At 48.8% G+C, this 16,166-nt stretch carries 15 protein-coding genes; 11 read left to right on the top strand and 4 right to left on the bottom strand.

The window, feature by feature from the left end; translation table 11 throughout:
- The coding region (locus DXA74_RS14565) for an outer membrane beta-barrel protein (protein ID WP_233550574.1) at positions 1-1,496 on the top strand (1,496 nt) is incomplete at its 5' end.
- A gap of 80 nt (positions 1,497-1,576) precedes the next feature.
- Here DXA74_RS14565 and DXA74_RS14560 read toward each other — a convergent pair.
- Complete coding sequence (locus DXA74_RS14560; RefSeq protein WP_118528818.1) at positions 1,577-1,978, bottom strand: hypothetical protein; 402 nt, start codon at positions 1,976-1,978, stop codon at positions 1,577-1,579.
- Positions 1,979-1,990: 12 nt separating this feature from the next.
- Positions 1,991-2,815, bottom strand: a complete 825-nt coding sequence (locus DXA74_RS14555) for an ion transporter (RefSeq protein ID WP_233550573.1) — start codon at positions 2,813-2,815, stop codon at positions 1,991-1,993.
- Positions 2,816-2,959: 144 nt separating this feature from the next.
- On the opposite strand from DXA74_RS14555, the gene DXA74_RS14550 reads away from it, so the two are divergent.
- Positions 2,960-3,598: an HAD family hydrolase gene (locus DXA74_RS14550; RefSeq protein WP_118528816.1), complete on the top strand. Its 639-nt coding sequence runs from the start codon at positions 2,960-2,962 to the stop codon at positions 3,596-3,598.
- A 307-nt stretch (positions 3,599-3,905) separates the two neighbouring features.
- On the opposite strand, the gene DXA74_RS14545 is transcribed toward DXA74_RS14550, so the two are convergent.
- The gene (locus DXA74_RS14545; protein ID WP_118528814.1) at positions 3,906-4,814 is read right to left on the bottom strand and encodes a hypothetical protein; all 909 of its coding nucleotides are present in this window, start codon (positions 4,812-4,814) and stop codon (positions 3,906-3,908) included.
- A gap of 247 nt (positions 4,815-5,061) precedes the next feature.
- On the opposite strand from DXA74_RS14545, the gene DXA74_RS14540 reads away from it, so the two are divergent.
- The 5 genes from DXA74_RS14540 to DXA74_RS14520 are packed head-to-tail and all read left to right on the top strand — an operon-like array spanning position 5,062 to position 10,789.
- Entirely contained in the window at positions 5,062-6,384 is a 1,323-nt protein-coding gene (locus tag DXA74_RS14540; RefSeq protein ID WP_118528826.1) for a DUF5690 family protein, read from the top strand.
- Between the two features lie 28 nt (positions 6,385-6,412).
- Positions 6,413-7,642, top strand: coding sequence for an FAD-binding oxidoreductase (locus DXA74_RS14535; protein ID WP_118528812.1), 1,230 nt, complete (start codon positions 6,413-6,415; stop codon positions 7,640-7,642).
- Positions 7,643-7,676: 34 nt separating this feature from the next.
- Positions 7,677-8,450 (top strand): electron transfer flavoprotein subunit beta/FixA family protein, encoded by a 774-nt coding sequence (locus DXA74_RS14530; RefSeq protein WP_118528824.1) that lies wholly within the window; start codon positions 7,677-7,679, stop codon positions 8,448-8,450.
- Positions 8,451-8,465: 15 nt separating this feature from the next.
- Positions 8,466-9,680 (top strand): electron transfer flavoprotein subunit alpha, encoded by a 1,215-nt coding sequence (locus DXA74_RS14525; protein WP_233550572.1) that lies wholly within the window; start codon positions 8,466-8,468, stop codon positions 9,678-9,680.
- On the top strand, positions 9,677-10,789 hold the full coding sequence (locus tag DXA74_RS14520) for a porin (protein ID WP_118528808.1): 1,113 nt from the start codon (positions 9,677-9,679) through the stop codon (positions 10,787-10,789). The genes DXA74_RS14525 and DXA74_RS14520 overlap by 4 nt, the downstream gene beginning before the upstream one ends.
- Positions 10,790-10,850: 61 nt before the next feature.
- Here DXA74_RS14520 and DXA74_RS14515 read toward each other — a convergent pair whose 3' ends face one another.
- On the bottom strand, positions 10,851-11,741 hold the full coding sequence (locus DXA74_RS14515; RefSeq protein WP_118528806.1) for a hypothetical protein: 891 nt from the start codon (positions 11,739-11,741) through the stop codon (positions 10,851-10,853).
- 235 nt (positions 11,742-11,976) lie between these two features.
- On the opposite strand from DXA74_RS14515, the gene DXA74_RS14510 reads away from it, so the two are divergent.
- From DXA74_RS14510 to DXA74_RS14495, 4 genes are all read left to right on the top strand, one after another.
- A complete protein-coding gene (locus tag DXA74_RS14510) occupies positions 11,977-13,329 on the top strand; it encodes a DUF5690 family protein (protein WP_233550571.1) in 1,353 nt (450 codons plus the stop codon).
- Between the two features lie 13 nt (positions 13,330-13,342).
- On the top strand, positions 13,343-14,131 hold the full coding sequence (phnX, locus tag DXA74_RS14505) for a phosphonoacetaldehyde hydrolase (RefSeq protein ID WP_118528804.1): 789 nt from the start codon (positions 13,343-13,345) through the stop codon (positions 14,129-14,131).
- A gap of 31 nt (positions 14,132-14,162) precedes the next feature.
- Positions 14,163-15,254 (top strand): 2-aminoethylphosphonate--pyruvate transaminase, encoded by a 1,092-nt coding sequence (gene phnW, locus DXA74_RS14500; RefSeq protein ID WP_118528802.1) that lies wholly within the window; start codon positions 14,163-14,165, stop codon positions 15,252-15,254.
- 241 nt (positions 15,255-15,495) lie between these two features.
- Positions 15,496-15,849, top strand: coding sequence for a hypothetical protein (locus tag DXA74_RS14495; protein ID WP_147401141.1), 354 nt, complete (start codon positions 15,496-15,498; stop codon positions 15,847-15,849).
- Positions 15,850-16,166 lie beyond the last annotated feature (317 nt).

Below are 16,166 nucleotides of genomic sequence, written 5' to 3'. Positions count from 1 at the left end.
TGCTGACCATTTCTGTCCAGCACGTTCAGCGGAGAGACAGGAATTTGAACTACCATCTTTCCTATTGGTATACCGACGAGAAGTCATGGCTGTCTGATCGCTACAACACCTGGCAGGCAAATACCCAGACAAAGGATGTACGCTACAATGCCAGTGACAGGGCTAACCGTACCTCGATAGTATATGGTTCATTGACTTACTCAGTTCCGGAATTGATTGGTAAAATGGGAATGTCGGTAGGTTCTACCGTTAACTATGGTGATGTTCGGAAACATGATTATCTGTATCATCCGGACACCTTGCTGTTGGCTTCTCAACTGGACATGCTGAATGCGATTACCGATCCGGCAAACTCCTATGACAGTCATGTTTATGGTATAAGAGCTGAGCCCAATATAACTTTTTCCAAGCGGAAATATTATCAGGTGGGTGACAGTCCGGTTAAAATTTTTTATGACCAGTGGAGAATGGGTGTTTCTGTGCCCATCTTGCACGAAGCACTGGATTATCAGCGGGGAGTGATTGACACAACCGTATATCGGCACACGGCGCTTCTTTCTCCTTACGTAAGTTTCCGTACGGTGTCGCCTGGCGGAAACCATAGTTTTTCTGTGAATCTCCGTTATGACCTTAAGGATGTAGATTTTTATGACCGGGTGAACTATCGGGACGACAGTCAGCCGCTGGTGGTTAAGTTGGGAAATCCCGACTTGAAGAAGAAGGCCAACACAACGGTTTCTGTGGACTATACGGACAGATGGGGAAAGAACGAACGGCAATGGCACATCGCAGCCACATACAATTATCAGCATCGGGATGTGGCCCAGTCCGTGAACTATAATCCGGAAACCGGTGTATATACCTATAAACCGGTGAATGTGGACGGCGCCTATTCGGGTACGGCCAAGTTTGACTATTCACAGGCTCTGGGCGAAAAGAAATACTGGAGATGGCAGATGAACGCCGATGCGAACTACCGGCATTCCGTGGATTATGCGATGCTGGCCGGCGAGACGGAAAGCCACAGGAATGTCGTCAACACCACGACGCTGCATGACGGAGCCTATATCCAATATAGCAAGGGCATGCTGAACTTGCGTGCTTCGGGTGATGTCAGCTGGCGGCACTCGGTGGGGCGTATGTATGATTTCGAGACCCTGAATGTATGGGATTTCAATTACGGTCTTTCCGGCCGCTATACGATACCGAAACTGAAGACTACGGTAGCACTGGATGCCACCATGTACAGCCGTCGCGGCTATGGCAGCTCGGAACTGAATACGAATGACTTTTTGCTGAATGCCTCTCTGAGCCAGTCGTTCTGGAAGGGTAAGATCATAGCGCGTCTGGAAGCCTTTGACCTGCTGCACAACCTGTCGGCCACACAATATGAGGTCAATGCGCAGGGACGTGTAGAAACCTGGTATCGCTCTCTGCCGCATTATGTCATGCTGCATCTGGTATATCACTGGAACAAAAATCCCAAGAAACTTTGATTTGAAACGCCTTTAGTACACTTTTTAAAGACAGAAGCGGCTCTGACTTCCAAAAGGAAATCGGAGCCGCTTCTTGATTTTTATTTCTGCGGAGAGACATAAACATCTGTTCCGCCTGTTTTCAGAATCCATCCGTTCTTGTTTTTGGCCAGAACGTATGGTTTCTTTTTCCAGATACCTCCCTTGTGTTTCAGTACCGGATGTTTTTTCTGTCCCGGAAGGAATACTTCGGCGCGCTCCTGATCGGGTGAGAATATCACATAAGCGGCTACGGAAGTTTTTACATGTGCCGGAACCAGACGGATGCCCTCTTCGAAGGTGCGGACGCAGTCTTTCCGGACTTTACTCCAGGTATATCCTGCCGAGGCGATACATCCGTGTCGGTCACGGTCGGCGCCCAACATGGGCTTTCCGGCCTGTTTGCCGGTGTGGCAGCTCACAACAGTCAGCGCTGTGGCTATGATTAGAAACAGTTTTTTCATTGTATGCAGTTTTTATAGATTGTTTTTGGAATCAGTTTTTTCCTTGTCTTTTTCTTCTCTTTCTTTCCGTTTGTCCAGCATCATGTTCATGAAAGCCGAGCTGATGATACCGGTAGGGATGGCAATCATGGCAATGCCGATCAGACTGATCAGACTGCTGAGCAGACGTCCCAACGGGGTGATTGGGTAGATGTCGCCGTAGCCCACCGTGGTGAAAGCCACAATGGCCCACCAGAATCCGTCGCCGATGTTGGCAAACGCTTCCGGCTGTGCGTACCGTTCGATATAATACATCAGGATGCCCAAGAAACCGAGCATGATGCCGCAGGCCGTATAGGCGGTCACCAGTTCCTCGCGCACAGCATGAAGCACTTCACCGATCAGGCGGAACGAGCGCGAATAGCGGATCAGTTTGAAGATAATCAGAATATAGGCCAGTACCACCAGATGCAGATGTGGTGAGTCCTGATAGGTGTAGATGACCACGAAAGGAAGGATAGCCACAAAATCAATGATGCCATAGAATGAAAAGACATATTTCAGTCTGGCCTGCCATCCCCTTTTGTTGGGATATTGCATCGGTGCGGAAATCAGGCGCAGGGCATATTCTATGGTAAATACAAAAGAGGCTATATAGTTGAAAAGAAACAACTGGGCCCGGAAGGGAGCCGAGATTTCAAACGAACTATAGATGATCGAAGCGATGGAGCCAACGATGAAAAACAGTTCGGTGTATTGGAACCATTTTCGCTTCAGCTGCTCGTGAATCTTTCCGTAAACTAATTTATAGCCTTTTTCCAGCTCTGCCATGCGTGGAGGATAAAGTTTTGAATCCATATTCTGATTTGTTTTTCTGATGACGAATGGTTGCAAATTTATGGATTTATTTTTGATTTCCTTTTCTTGCCTCATGAAAAATGACTGACATGTGTTTTAAAGGATTTTCGTATCTTTGTAGCCGGAATGGAAACAACAGAGATTATGAAGAAATATAAAGCTTATTTGTTTGACTTTGATTATACGTTGGCCGATTCGTCAAAAGGAATCGTAAAGTGCTTTCGCATCGTGCTCGATAACCACGATTATCAGGGCATTTCCGAAATGCAGATCAAACGCACCATCGGTCTGACTCTGGAGGAATCGTTTGCCCTGCTCACCGGCGTGAGCGATCCGACGGTGCTGGCTGCCTACAAGGCGGAATATGTCAAGGCCGCGGATGTGCACATGACTGCCAACACGGTGCTCTTTCCCGAAACCCTGAAGGTGTTGCGCAGCCTGAAGGAGCAGGGAGCACAGCTGGGCATCATTTCCACAAAATACCGCTACCGTATTCTGGATCTGTTGTCCCGTTATCTGGGCGACGATTTTCTGGATGTGGTCATTGGGGGAGAGGATGTCCGGGCGCACAAGCCTTCGCCCGAAGGACTGCTGGCAGCTCTGGACCGTCTGAAGGTGGCGGCCGATGAGGTGCTTTATCTGGGCGACAGTGTGGTGGATGCGCAGACAGCACGTGCCGCCGGAGTGGATTTTGCCGGAGTGCTGCATGGCATGACCACCCGCGAGGAGCTGCAGGCTTATCCTCATGTGGCGCTGATGCCGTCACTTGAAGAACTGCTCTGATTCACTGTATTGGCTGTAATGGAGCAGTGCAGAACTTTTCGCTAAGGATTTGGTAAAATACATCATTTTGATGCCCTTCTCTTATTTAATAACAACGGCCCGAACATTCAAGTTCGGGCCGTTGTTATATGGAAGTGGGTCTAATCACTCTTTGAAAAGTATTACCGTTACTGAGGGTAACTTGGGAGAGTATTCATTTTATTCTGACACCACCTTCCTTCTTTATCTTGTCATTGCTAAGTTTGGTTTATGGGAAAAAGGGTATTTTGTCTGAATGCCGCTTTTGTTCTTGTTTGCATAAGTTCTCTTATTCTTTAGTGGAAGAAGAAAGCAAGCGCAGCATCTTCTTCTCTTCTGCCAGTTCCTCCATATTCATTTGCGGGGAAACCAGCATGATACTTTTTATGACATCATTTTCCTGACACGTATAGTCATAAAAAGGTTTCAGTTCGGTCGGGATATCATTTTTCGGGATCACCTGAGTTTTCAGTTGGGCGAATTCATCCAGAGGGATTTCATCACCCTGGCGCACCAGTACTACCCGCCGTGCTATGGGATTCCGGTTGTAGTCATGCGTCATGTAGATACCCTTGATCAGTGCCGGATGTTCCAGAACAGGCAGTTGCAGATAAACCACTTTGAGGGTTACTTGCAGTTTCTTCTGTTCGTTGAACATCAGATAACCGGTCTGGAAGGGAGAGAACATGCCGGTACCGGTATAATATTCTCCGTTCATGCTCTGACAATACACGCGTGGCATCAGTTCGCCTTCAGCCAAAGAGGCTATCTGATAAGGCTCCACTTTCAGTCCGTCGGAAAACGACGAACGGCTGTAGGCTGTATACAGTCCGGTATAGGCACCGGCATGATGCACATAACGCGCTGCCTCCTTTTCCAGATCATGAAAAACAGAATGTTCCTGACTCTTCGTAAGGTTTCCTTTGGGTTTCAAATGAGCCAGTTTCTCCAGAAGATCGTCCAGACAGCCCATCAGTTTCCTTTTGGAAACATTGTTTACCTGTTGCAGAGCCTTGTCCAATGCCTCGTCGGCATCTTCACCGGCAGCAACCATGTTCACATAAGCCGGCAGCACCGATGAATAAAGAGAAGACAGTACGCTGGAGGCAATGTCTGTTTCCTCGGATATGTCTTTTACCTTGACTCCCGATTCACGGATTTTTTTCAGTTGTTCATAGAGAAATATCAGTTTATCCATAAGATTGAAACATGCTTTTCAGCAAAGGTAGACTTTTTCGGCAAAAGAGAAATAAAATGCCCCGTTGATGTGTCAATAGCCCTACAAAAATGCCCGGTTTATTACAAACTTATGTCGTAATCTACACATTAATATTACATTATAAATACTGAATTTCAGGCGTTTATAATAAATGATTAATTAATTTTTTTGATATTTCCCCTCCTGTACATTTGCTTTCGAAAACAAAAAAACTGATAAAAATATGATGAAACAGATTGCAAAAAACAAGAATCTTTCAGAACTGATTCTGATACTTTGGGCCGGAGGGGCAGCCTTACTTTCCTATTCGCTCGTATATGCGCTCCGCAAACCTTATACAGCGGCTTCCTTTCAGGGAATGGACTTTTTCGGAATCGATTATAAGGTGGCGGTGACTACCATTCAGATTCTGGGTTATCTGGTAGCCAAGTTCTTCGGCATCAAGATCATTTCCGAGCTGAAACGGGAAAAGCGTTTCCGTTTTTTCGTTTCTTCTGCGATTCTGGCCGAGGTGGCCTTGCTCTTTTTCGGACTGCTGAGCGCTCCTTACAACGCTCTGGCCATGTTTGTCAACGGACTTTCTTTGGGTTGTATGTGGGGCGTGATCTTCAGCTTTATCGAAGGACGTAAGATTACGGATATGCTGGCCAGCCTGTTGGGAGTAAGTATTGTGTTCAGTTCCGGACTGGCAAAGAGTTTCGGTCTCTTTGTGATCAACGATCTTCAGATTGATGCTTTCTGGATGCCGGCGCTGATCGGTGCTGTAGCATTGCCGTTGCTCATCTTTATGGGATATATGCTCAAGCGTCTGCCGCATCCCACAGCCGAAGATATTCAGCTGCGAAATGAACGGGTGATCCTGGATCATAAGGGACGCGTAGCCTTGTTCCGGAAATATGCACCCATCCTGTCTTTGCTGTTTATCGGTAATTTCCTGTTGCTGGTGCTTCGTGATATTAAAGAAGATTTTCTGGTGAACATTCTGGATATGTCGGGACAGTCTTCCTGGTTGTTCGCACAGGTGGATACCGTGGTGACACTGATTATTCTGGGTATCTTCGGACTGTTTGTCTTCTTCCGCAGCAATATCAAGGCTTTGATGTGTCTGATGTTTCTGGTTATTGCGGGCTGCTTGACGATGACTTATGTATCGGCCAATTATGAAACTCTGGATCTTTCGCCTATTGTCTGGCTGTTTGTACAGAGTCTTTCGCTTTACATTGCCTATCTGACTTTCCAGACCATCTTCTTTGACCGTTTTATTGCCTGCTTCAAGATCAAGGGAAATGTAGGATTCTTCATCGCGATTATTGATTTTATAGGCTATGTGGGAACCGTGTCGCTCCTCTCCATCAAAGAGATGCTGCGTATTGATCTGGAGTGGTTTGCCCTGTTCAACAAAATGGCCATGACCGTCGGTATCTTGGGCACTGTACTGTTCAGTGTTGCAGGAATCCTGATTTACAGAAGATACCAGATGACAAATGACAAGAAACGAAAAGAGGAAGTAGAAGAATGTACTTTGGATTCTCAATACGGATTGATTTGATTCATATATATAATAAATAAGGAATAAGATGAAAAACCAGTATGATATGATTATTGTGGGAGGCGGGTTGCTTGGATGCGCCACAGCCTACCAGTTGGCCAAACGCCGCGCAGGCAATATCCTGTTGTTGGATGGCAACGACATTGCATCGCAGGCATCAGCCCGTGCAGCCTGTCTGCTCACCCGAGCACGCACCAAACCGGCTCTGATGGAGATGGTGCAGGAAACCTACGATTGTATTGAAGAGATGGAAGCGCTGCTTGGCGAGTCATTGGGATTGCAGCAGTGCGGCAGCATTACCATCGCATCTTCCGAGGCTTCTCTGCGCGAAGTGGAAGCTCTGGAGCAGGCCGCCAACCGTTTTGGCATTGCCAATGAGCGGATCGGTCAGGAGCGTGTTCGCGAACTGTTGCCTTGGATCAATGAAGAGGCGGTGCAGGTTGCCTTGTATATGCCCACAGATGCTTTTATTGACTCGGCTCTGCTGTGCAGCGGTTACGCCAAGGCAGCCCAGAAGTTGGGTGTGGAACTGAAAACCAATACCAAGGTACGTGAAATAGCGGTGACAGCCGACGGTGCGGTGGAAGGTGTCATACTGTGTGACGGAACGAAGATTCAGGCTCCGGTGGTGGTCAATGCAGCCGGTTCATGGGCCAATCTGCTGATGCGTCCGTTGGGCATCGGTTTGCCTTTTACTCCCGTAAGAAGTCATTTCTGGATTTCTGATCCCGATGCGGAGCGCTTCCCGGCCAATCATCCTTTCACGGTAATTCCCGATGCACGCGCCTTTACCCGTTCGGATGTAGGCTCCCTGATTATCGGACTTCGCGAAAGCGAATGCCAGCCGTTCGACCCGCAGACACTGACCGATAAACTGGAGGACTTTGACTTCCGTGCCGAAGCAAAATGGAAAATCCTGGATGAGTGCGCTCCTTTGCTGAAACCCTATCTGCGGGATATCGACACGCTGGGCATTGCCCATTATATGGCCGGTCCTTCCTGCTATGTACCCGATGCCAAGTTCATCATCGGAGGCTTTAAACAGCATCGTGGTTTGTTTACCGTGACCGGATGCTGTGGCGGTGGAGTGGCTGCCGGAGGAGGTATGGGACGTCTGGCTGCCGAAATGATTTTGGGAGAGACTCCTTTTGTAGATCCTGCCCTGTTTGCTCCGGACCGTTTCGGAGAAGTAGATCCTTTTACCGTGGAATTCCAGAAAAGATGTGCCGATGCACGTTCCAACAAAAAAGGAGGATAGAAACAAGAATACCGAACATTTAATGAAGAAAACAATGAAAAGATATATCGTTTTTCTGAAACAGGTGCCCCTGTCAACTAAAGTGGGCATTGATCCCGTAACGAAAACTCTGAAACGCTCTTCGGCCATGAGCCAGACGAATCCGGATGATTTGTATGCCTTGCAGGTTGCCGTGAATCTGAGTCGCCAGACCGGAGCCGAGGTGGTAGCGGTCAGCATGGGACCGGCATCGGCGCAGACCGTACTGCGTGAAGCTTTACAGCGTGGAGCTCACAGAGCCATTCTGCTCTCTTCGGCCGCCTTTGCCGGAAGTGATACCTGGTGTACCAGTCTGATTCTGGCTGAGGCTGTACGCAAAATCGGTGACTATGACATGCTTTTCTTCGGCAAGATGGCCATTGACGGTGATACGGCTCAAGTCGGTCCGGAAGTAGCCGGTCATCTGGATATTCCCCAGGTCACTTCCTTCAGTCACTTCGAATCGGTGATGCCTCAGGGTGTTTGTGTCTGTAAAAAGATGGAGCAGTTCCAGCAAGTGCTTCAGGTGGCTTTGCCTTGCGCCATCATGGTGGGACGCGATGCCGCCGAACTGCAAAGTCCTACTTTGGAGGGATGGCGCAGAGCCATGCAACAGGAGATTGTCGTTTGGAATGAAAAGGATCTGGGACTGGATCCCGCTCATGTGGGCCTGATGGCTTCGCCCACTCGCGTGGTGTCTACTCATGTACCCGAATACACCAAAGAGATTTCCTGGATCAACAGCGGAGAACAGTTCTCGCTGACCTTGAACACGATTATCAATCCTTAAACAAAAATCTTGATCATGAATTCAAATAAAATATCTTTTCCACTTCAGGTAAATACGGACCTGTGTACCGCCTGTGGCATCTGTGCCGAAACTTGTGCCTTTCAGGCCATACAGATGAATGATGGTCCGGAAATCAATCCGCAAGCCTGCCGTCTGTGCGGCAGCTGCGTGCAGAACTGTCCGTCTGAGGCTTTGTCCATTCAGGAAAATACGGAAACTCAGACCGAGGAGCAACAGACTGCAGCCGAAATCTGGGTTTTGGCCGAGCACAGTCAGGGTCAGATTGCGGCCGTGACTTACGAACTGTTGGGTATTGCCCGCCGGTTGGCCGATCAGTCCGGCATGCGTGTTGCCGCCATGTTGCTGGGACATCAGTTGGAGCCGATGACAGCAGATCTGATTGCCTACGGAGCAGATACGGTTCATTTGGTGGATCGTGTCGGTCTGGAAACCTTTATTGAAGAGAACTATGCCCGGGTGGCTTGCGATTTGATCCGTGAATGCAAGCCTGCCGCGTTGCTGGTGGGAGCCACTGTGCGCGGAAGAGGTCTGTCGGCCCGTCTGGCTGCTCTGCTTCATACCGGTCTGACGGCAGACTGTACGGAATTGCGGATGGATACCGAGAGCGGATTGCTGCAGCAGGTCCGTCCGGCATTCGGAGGAAATCTCATGGCTACAATTGTCACACCGCACCACCGTCCTCAGATGGCTTCGGTCCGTCCCGGCGTGATGCAGGCTCAGGAGCCCGACAGGATGCGTTCCGGAGAGGTGATCCGTCATGAAGACTATACCTTCTGTCCGGACGAACGTATCTCTGTGATTCACGAAGAAGATGAAGGTTGTCAGACCGCTTCATTGAGCCAGAGCCGGGTGATTATCGGTATCGGCCGTGGAGTGAAGAACAAGGAAACCGTGGCCGAGATTGAGGCCTGGGCCGAGCGTATAGGAGCCGCTGTGGCCGGATCACGTGCGGCAGTAGAAGCCAATCTGATAGATGCTTCCCGACAAGTAGGGCAGACCGGACATACCATTGCCCCCGATCTGTATGTGGCCATTGGCATCAGCGGACAGATTCAGCATACCGCCGCCATTACCGGAGCCAAAAGAATCATTGCCATCAACCCCGACAGCAATGCGCCCATTTTCCGCATTGCCGATTACGGATGGGTGGCTCCTGTAGAGGAGGCTTTGCCTAAAATGATGCAGATCTTAAACGAACTGGGTGTATGAGAAAGGGACTTTTGCTGCTGGCATGTTGTGCCACACTGACCTTGCAGGCACAGGATGCCCTCAAGTTGAAGTTCCGTTCGCGGGCGCTTCTGGATGCTTCGGTAGCTTCCTTTCAGGATCAGAAGGCACAGGGTTATTACCGGTTGGAAGATTTCCGGGTGGGCTTTAAAGCCGGATATAAGAATATGGAAATGAAAGCCGATATTGGTCTGGGAGGCGGAAAGGTCGCTATCAAGGACCTTTTGCTGCAAGCCACATGGGGAAGCCATACGCTGGCGCTCGGTAATGCCTATGACCCGTTCTCCATGGATATGCTGATCAGTACGGCCGATCTCCGTTTTCACCAGTCGGCCACCTCGGTACTGGCTTTTACCGACAGCCGTAAGTTGGGAGTCACCTGGCATTTTCAGAAACCGGCCTTTTATCTGGCCAGCGGTATCTATACCTATAATGACATCAACAAGATTGGAGAGAACCAGCGAAACTCTTTGGTTTCCACGTCGCGTGCGGTGTGGCGCCGGCAACGGGCAAACGACCATCTGCTGCATTTCGGAGGAGCCTTTTCTTTCCGTACGACACCTGTAAATCAGAAAGACTATAATAAGGAACTTTCGGCGGCAGGAGTGACTTCCATGTTTTCCGAGCCCTTGCTTGCAGCCGGTATCGGAGCTCCCCGGAAAGAGTTTAAGGGAGTGTTGGAGGCTCTCGTCACCGGTCCGCGCTATCTGCTTCAGGGAGAATATTATCTGAACCGTTACTGTCTGTCCGGTGATCGGAATTATCAGCCTCATGGAGGCTATGCGCAGGCTTCGTATCTGCTGCTGGGCAGAGGATTCAGCTATGATGCAGCTTCTGCGGTTCCGGGCAGACCGGCGAGTGACCGCGCTTTGGAACTGACCGCACGATTCAATTATACCAATATGAACGATACCGGTGCCGGCATCTTGGGAGGAGAAGAAAAAGACCTGTCTGTTGGTCTGAATTTTTATCTGAATGCCTATATCGGTTTCAAGATAAGCGGAAGTTATGTCTGGGTAGGAGAGCATTGCAACCCGGCCTATAAGAACAATTATTTTGTTCCTCAGGCCCGTGTGCAATATATCTTCTGAGCGGCATTACGGCAATCCCCGGAATTCTGTATGAATCTTTGCAGAATTCCGGGGATTGCTGTTATTGAAGTTCCAGTATTTTCTTTTCGATGACCAGATCCTCGTCAGTCATGCGCGGCGACGGAATATTGCACATACGGATGATGTCTTCCGGCCGGCAGGTATATTCATAATATTTCTTTTCCTGTTCGCTGAGTTCCTCAAAGCGTTTCAGTTCTCCTTTTATTTTGGCAAAATCCTCGGAAGAAGTACTGTCGGAATGCTTCACGAACAGAATGCGCCGGGCTATCGGGTTATAGTTATAGTCGAAACAGGTGTAAACTCCCTTCATGAACGGCGGGCGTTCGTACATGGGAATTTTCAGGCAGATATGAAACAGAGCCAGCTGAGGCGGGTTCTGTTCGTTGAAGAGCAGATACAGATGCGAGCTTCCGTTCATCAGAGCCATACCTCGGTGGGTACTGCCGTACGCATTGTTGTGGACCACCTCCACCCAGTTTCCTTGTGATGAAGGGGTGATGAGGTAAGGTTCTATCTTCAAGGCCGGCGATGAGGACGACACGCTGTAACTCATATAAATGCCGCTCAGATGATGGATGCGCTTGCAGGCATCCTGCGAATTGTCGCGCAGGCTACGGAGAAAAGAGCAGTCTTTTCCTTCTGTAACTTCGGTGTCGAGCAGTTCCATCGAGAGCAGAGCCTCCTTGATGGCTCCCATGGTGCTGAGCAGTTTCTTTTTCGAAACATTGTTTACCCACACCAGAGCCTCGTCCAGAGCTTCCTGGCTGTCCATACCTTCTTTAACGTGTTTCAGATAGGTAGGAAGAACGGTGGAGTACAGGGCCGAGAATACACTGGATGCCACCTGTGCCTTTTCGGCCATATCCTTCATCTTGACTCCTTTCTGGCGGAGGAAAGAGATTCTCTCGTATATGATTTTCAAATCGTCCATGTCTGTCAGTTCATTGATGAGATAAAGATAGGCTTTTTTAGGGAAAGAACGGTAAGAGAGCCCTATTTTTCTGCCTGTTACGATAGATTTCCGTTACGAACCGGTTACAAAAAGATGATTTTCTGAAGACATGAATATTACTGAAATGTTACCGCTTCATTAATCATCATGTATTCATTTTTTCTGTTTCGGATAGGATCTACTTTTGCAGTGTCAATCAAAAAAACGAATGAAAATGAATCAGAAATTATATCAGTTCGGTCGTCAGATCTCTGGTAAGGAAAGCATGCCGGACTGGATGTTTATCCTGTGGGCCGGAGGAACCGCTCTGCTGTCTTACTCTCTGGTCTATGCGTTGCGCAAGCCCTTTACCGCAGCCGAGTTTGCCGGACAGGAAGTATTTGGTATGGACTATAAGATTGCGGTCAGCATCGTGCAGTTGGTGGGCTATGTCATGGCCAAGATGTTGGGCATCAAGTTCATTTCCGAACTGAAACCCGAGAACCGTTTGAAGTTTATCGTCGGTTCGGCAGCCTTGTCCGAGGCTTCTCTGCTGCTTTTCGCCTTGTTGCCTGCTCCTTATAATGTCGGGGCTCTGTTCTTCAACGGTCTGTCTCTGGGCTGTATGTGGGGCGTGATTTTCAGCTTTCTCGAAGGCCGGCGCACAACAGACTTTCTGGCCAGCATCATGGGAGTGAGCATGGCGCTCAGTTCGGGAGTGGCCAAATCCGTGGGACTCTATACCCTGAATACTCTTGGAGTCAGTGAGTTCTGGATGCCTGCCTGCATCGGAGCCATCGCCTTTCCGTTGCTCAGTTTCCTGGGATGGGTCATGACCCGCTTTCCCGATCCTACTCCAGCCGATATAGCCGCCCGTTCGCCGCGTTATACGCTTAACGGAAAAGAGCGTATGAGCCTGTTCCGCAAGTTTATGCCTCTGCTGCTTCTGCTCTTCGGAGCCAACCTGCTGCTTACGGTGTTGCGCGACATCAAGGAAGACTTCATTGTGTGCATCATCGATGTGAGCACCATCTCTTCCTGGCTGTTTGCCCGCCTCGATGCCATTGCCACTTTGATTATGCTGGCTGTGTTTGCCCTGCTGGGCCGCACCCGTAGCCACCGTACCGTGCTGGGCATTCTGCTGTTGCTTTCCACTTTGGGAATGGGTGCTCTGGTACTGATAGCCGGTTGTCCCGAAGGTACCTTCACCACGGCAACGTGGCTCTTCATGCAGACTCTGTGTCTGGACATTGCTTATCTGAGTTTTCAGACCATCTTTTTCGAGCGTTTTATCGCCTGTTACAAGATAAAGGGCAATGTGGGTTTCTTCATCATTACGATAGACTTTATCGGTTATGTGGGCACTCTGTTTCTGCTGTTCTTCAAGGAATTCTTTGCCGCTCAGATTGACTGGCATACCTTCTATAACGAAATGACGGTATATATCGGAATTTTCTGCTGTGTGGCTTTTGCCGCTTCCTGGGGATATATCCAGTATTACCGTAACCGACAGAAAAAAACAAATTCCGAAGAGCTGGAGTCGGCCGGTTCTTTTACTTCTGAAAAATTGAATGTTGAATGTATTTAGAAATATAAGACGTATGAAAAAAATTGAATGTGTGATTATGGATTGGGCCGGTACGGCTATTGATTATGGATGTTTTGCACCGGTTTCCGCTTTTCTGGAGAGCTTCCGTGCGATTGGTATCGAGGTAACGGCAGAAGAAGCCCGTCGTCCGATGGGACTGACCAAGATAGACCATGTCCGTGCGCTTTTTGATATGCCTCGTATTGGAAAGTGTTTCGAGGATCTGTATCATCGTTCGTACAATGAAGAAGATGTGCAGGGCCGTTATGAAGACTTCCAGCGCCTGCTGTTTTCTACCTTGAAAGAATACACCACTCCGATTCCTCATGTGATTGAAACTTTGGATCAGTTGCGTGCACAGGGCATCAAGATCGGTTCCACTACCGGATATACGCGTGAAATGATGGATGTGGTTATCCCGGCTGCTGCCGCTAAGGGTTACCAAACAGAAAACTGTGTCACTTCTGATGGTCTGCCGGGCGGTCGTCCTTATCCTTACATGATCTATAAGAATATGTGCGATCTGGCTGTTCCTTCCAGAATGTCGGTTCTGAAATACGGTGATACCATTTCGGACATCAAGGAAGGAGTGAACGCTGGAGTATGGACTGTGGGTGCCATCATCGGAAGTAACGAGATGGGACTGACCGAAGAAGAGTTCCTGCAGCTGAGCGCAGAAGACCGCAAACAGAAAATGGCAGAGGTGCGCCACAGAATGTATGCCGCCGGTGCCGATTATGTGGTCGATGACATTACAGAACTCCCGGCATTGATCGAAGCCATTAACAAACGTATGAACTAATCATTTGTAGAATAAATAAAAAGATAAAAATATGAGACCTTATTTGTTGCTGACCCCCGGACCTTTGACAACCAGCGAAACCGTAAAGAGCGCCATGATGAGTGACTGGTGCACCTGGGACGAAGATTATAATATCGGTATTGTAGAGGTGATTCGCAAGAAACTTGTGGAGATCGCTTCCAGCAAGCCGGAAGAGTACACCGCCGTATTGATGCAGGGTAGCGGCAGCTTCTGTGTTGAGGCCACTCTGGGAACGGCTGTCCGTCCGCAGGATCATCTGCTGGTTGTAGCCAATGGAGCCTATGGAAAGCGTATGGGAACCATTGCCGACTATTACCATCTGAACTATGATCTGATGAAGTTTGAGGAGACTCAGGCCGTGGTTCCGGCACAGGTTGATGACTATCTGAATCAGCACCCCGAGGTGACTCATGTTTCCGTGGTACATTGCGAAACAACTACCGGTGTGCTGAATCCTTTGGCAGAGATTGCCGCCGTGGTGAAGAAACACCACAAAGTGCTGATTGTGGATGCCATGAGCAGTTTCGGAGGTGTTCCTATTGATATGGCCGCCCTGGGCATCGACTTTATGATCAGCAGTGCCAACAAATGTATTCAGGGAGTACCGGGATTCGGCTTTATCCTGGCCCGTCGCAGTCTGTTGGAGCAGTGCAAGGGAGTGGCCCGCTCACTGTCGCTCGACCTGTACGATCAGTGGGAAACTATGGAAAAGGGACATGGAAAATGGCGCTTCACTTCGCCCACTCATGTGGTGCGTGCCTTCATGCAGGCCCTGAAGGAACTGGAAGAAGAAGGAGGCGTAGCTGCCCGTTTTGCCCGCTACAGCAAGAACCATCAGGTGCTGGTTGAGGGAATGCGCAGTCTGGGTTACCGCACTTTGCTGCCCGATGCCGACCAGTCTCCGGTCATCACCTCATTCTATTATCCCGATGCCGCTTTCGATTTCAAGGCTTTCTATCTGAAGTTGAAAGAACGCGGTTTCGTGATCTATCCGGGAAAGATTTCTCAGGCAGATACCTTCCGCATCGGCAACATCGGAGATGTATATCCTGAAGATTTTGAACGCCTGATTGCCTGTATCCGTGAGGTACAGTCTGTTTAATACAGAAAATTTCTTATTTGAATGACACCGTTCGGCGGAACGGAATTGCGGACAGCGGCTGCCTGAGGGGAGCCGCTGTTGCTGTTTTTACTTTTGATATGAAAGTTGTATATGTTAAAATACCACAATTTGCTCTTTTTTTCGCCTGTTCAAATAAACCTTTTCGGCAGTTGTCTGTCTTAGGACTGAATGCAGTACAAAACAAGACTGTGAAACGGATTACATACTTAAAATTGAAAATATGAAAAAAGTATTATTAATGGCCGCTCTGGTAATGATGAGTTGGCAGTCAATGCAAGCACAAAACAAGACACGAGAACGCAAACCGCTGACCACCGAACAGAAGGTGGAGCGCAGTGTAGGAAGAATGACCAAAGAACTGAGCCTTAACGAAGATCAGATACAGAAGATCACAGCTTTGTATCAGGAGTATTTCAAGTCAGTGGAGGGCCTTGCCCGTGGCGACGAAAAGATGAAGGAAGCGCGCCAGAAACTGAATGAAGGAATCAAGGCTGTGCTGACCGAGGAACAACAGATACTATGGAAACAGCAGAAGACACGTCAGCGGCCTCAGAAGCCGCAGGGCGGAGAGTAAAATGGGTTCTTTTATATGAGTGGGGCTGTTCCGATGCGACATCGACGGCAGTCCTGGAATAATTGGTAATTTTGTATTTAGAAGAAGGAGCTGCATCAGGTTTTCTGAGCAGCTCTTTTCTGTATCCGGATACTTCTTGACGGCGGGGTATCCTTTTTGTTGTTGAGGCTGTTATTTTGATTGTTTTTGAGGGCGGTCGCTTTCTTTCCGTTTCTCCGAAAGCGACCTTCTGGGAAAGAAACTGCATGAATATTCCGGATGTACCTCTGTTTATTCAACCTGTTGGCGGAATTAAAAAACCGCCTGAAAATTAGTAT

The sequence above is a fragment of the Bacteroides sp. OF04-15BH genome (genome assembly GCF_003477995.1).
GTDB lineage: Bacteria > Bacteroidota > Bacteroidia > Bacteroidales > Bacteroidaceae > Paraprevotella.
Note: the sequence above shows the minus strand (reverse complement) of the source record. Positions and strands in the feature narration are given on the sequence as shown.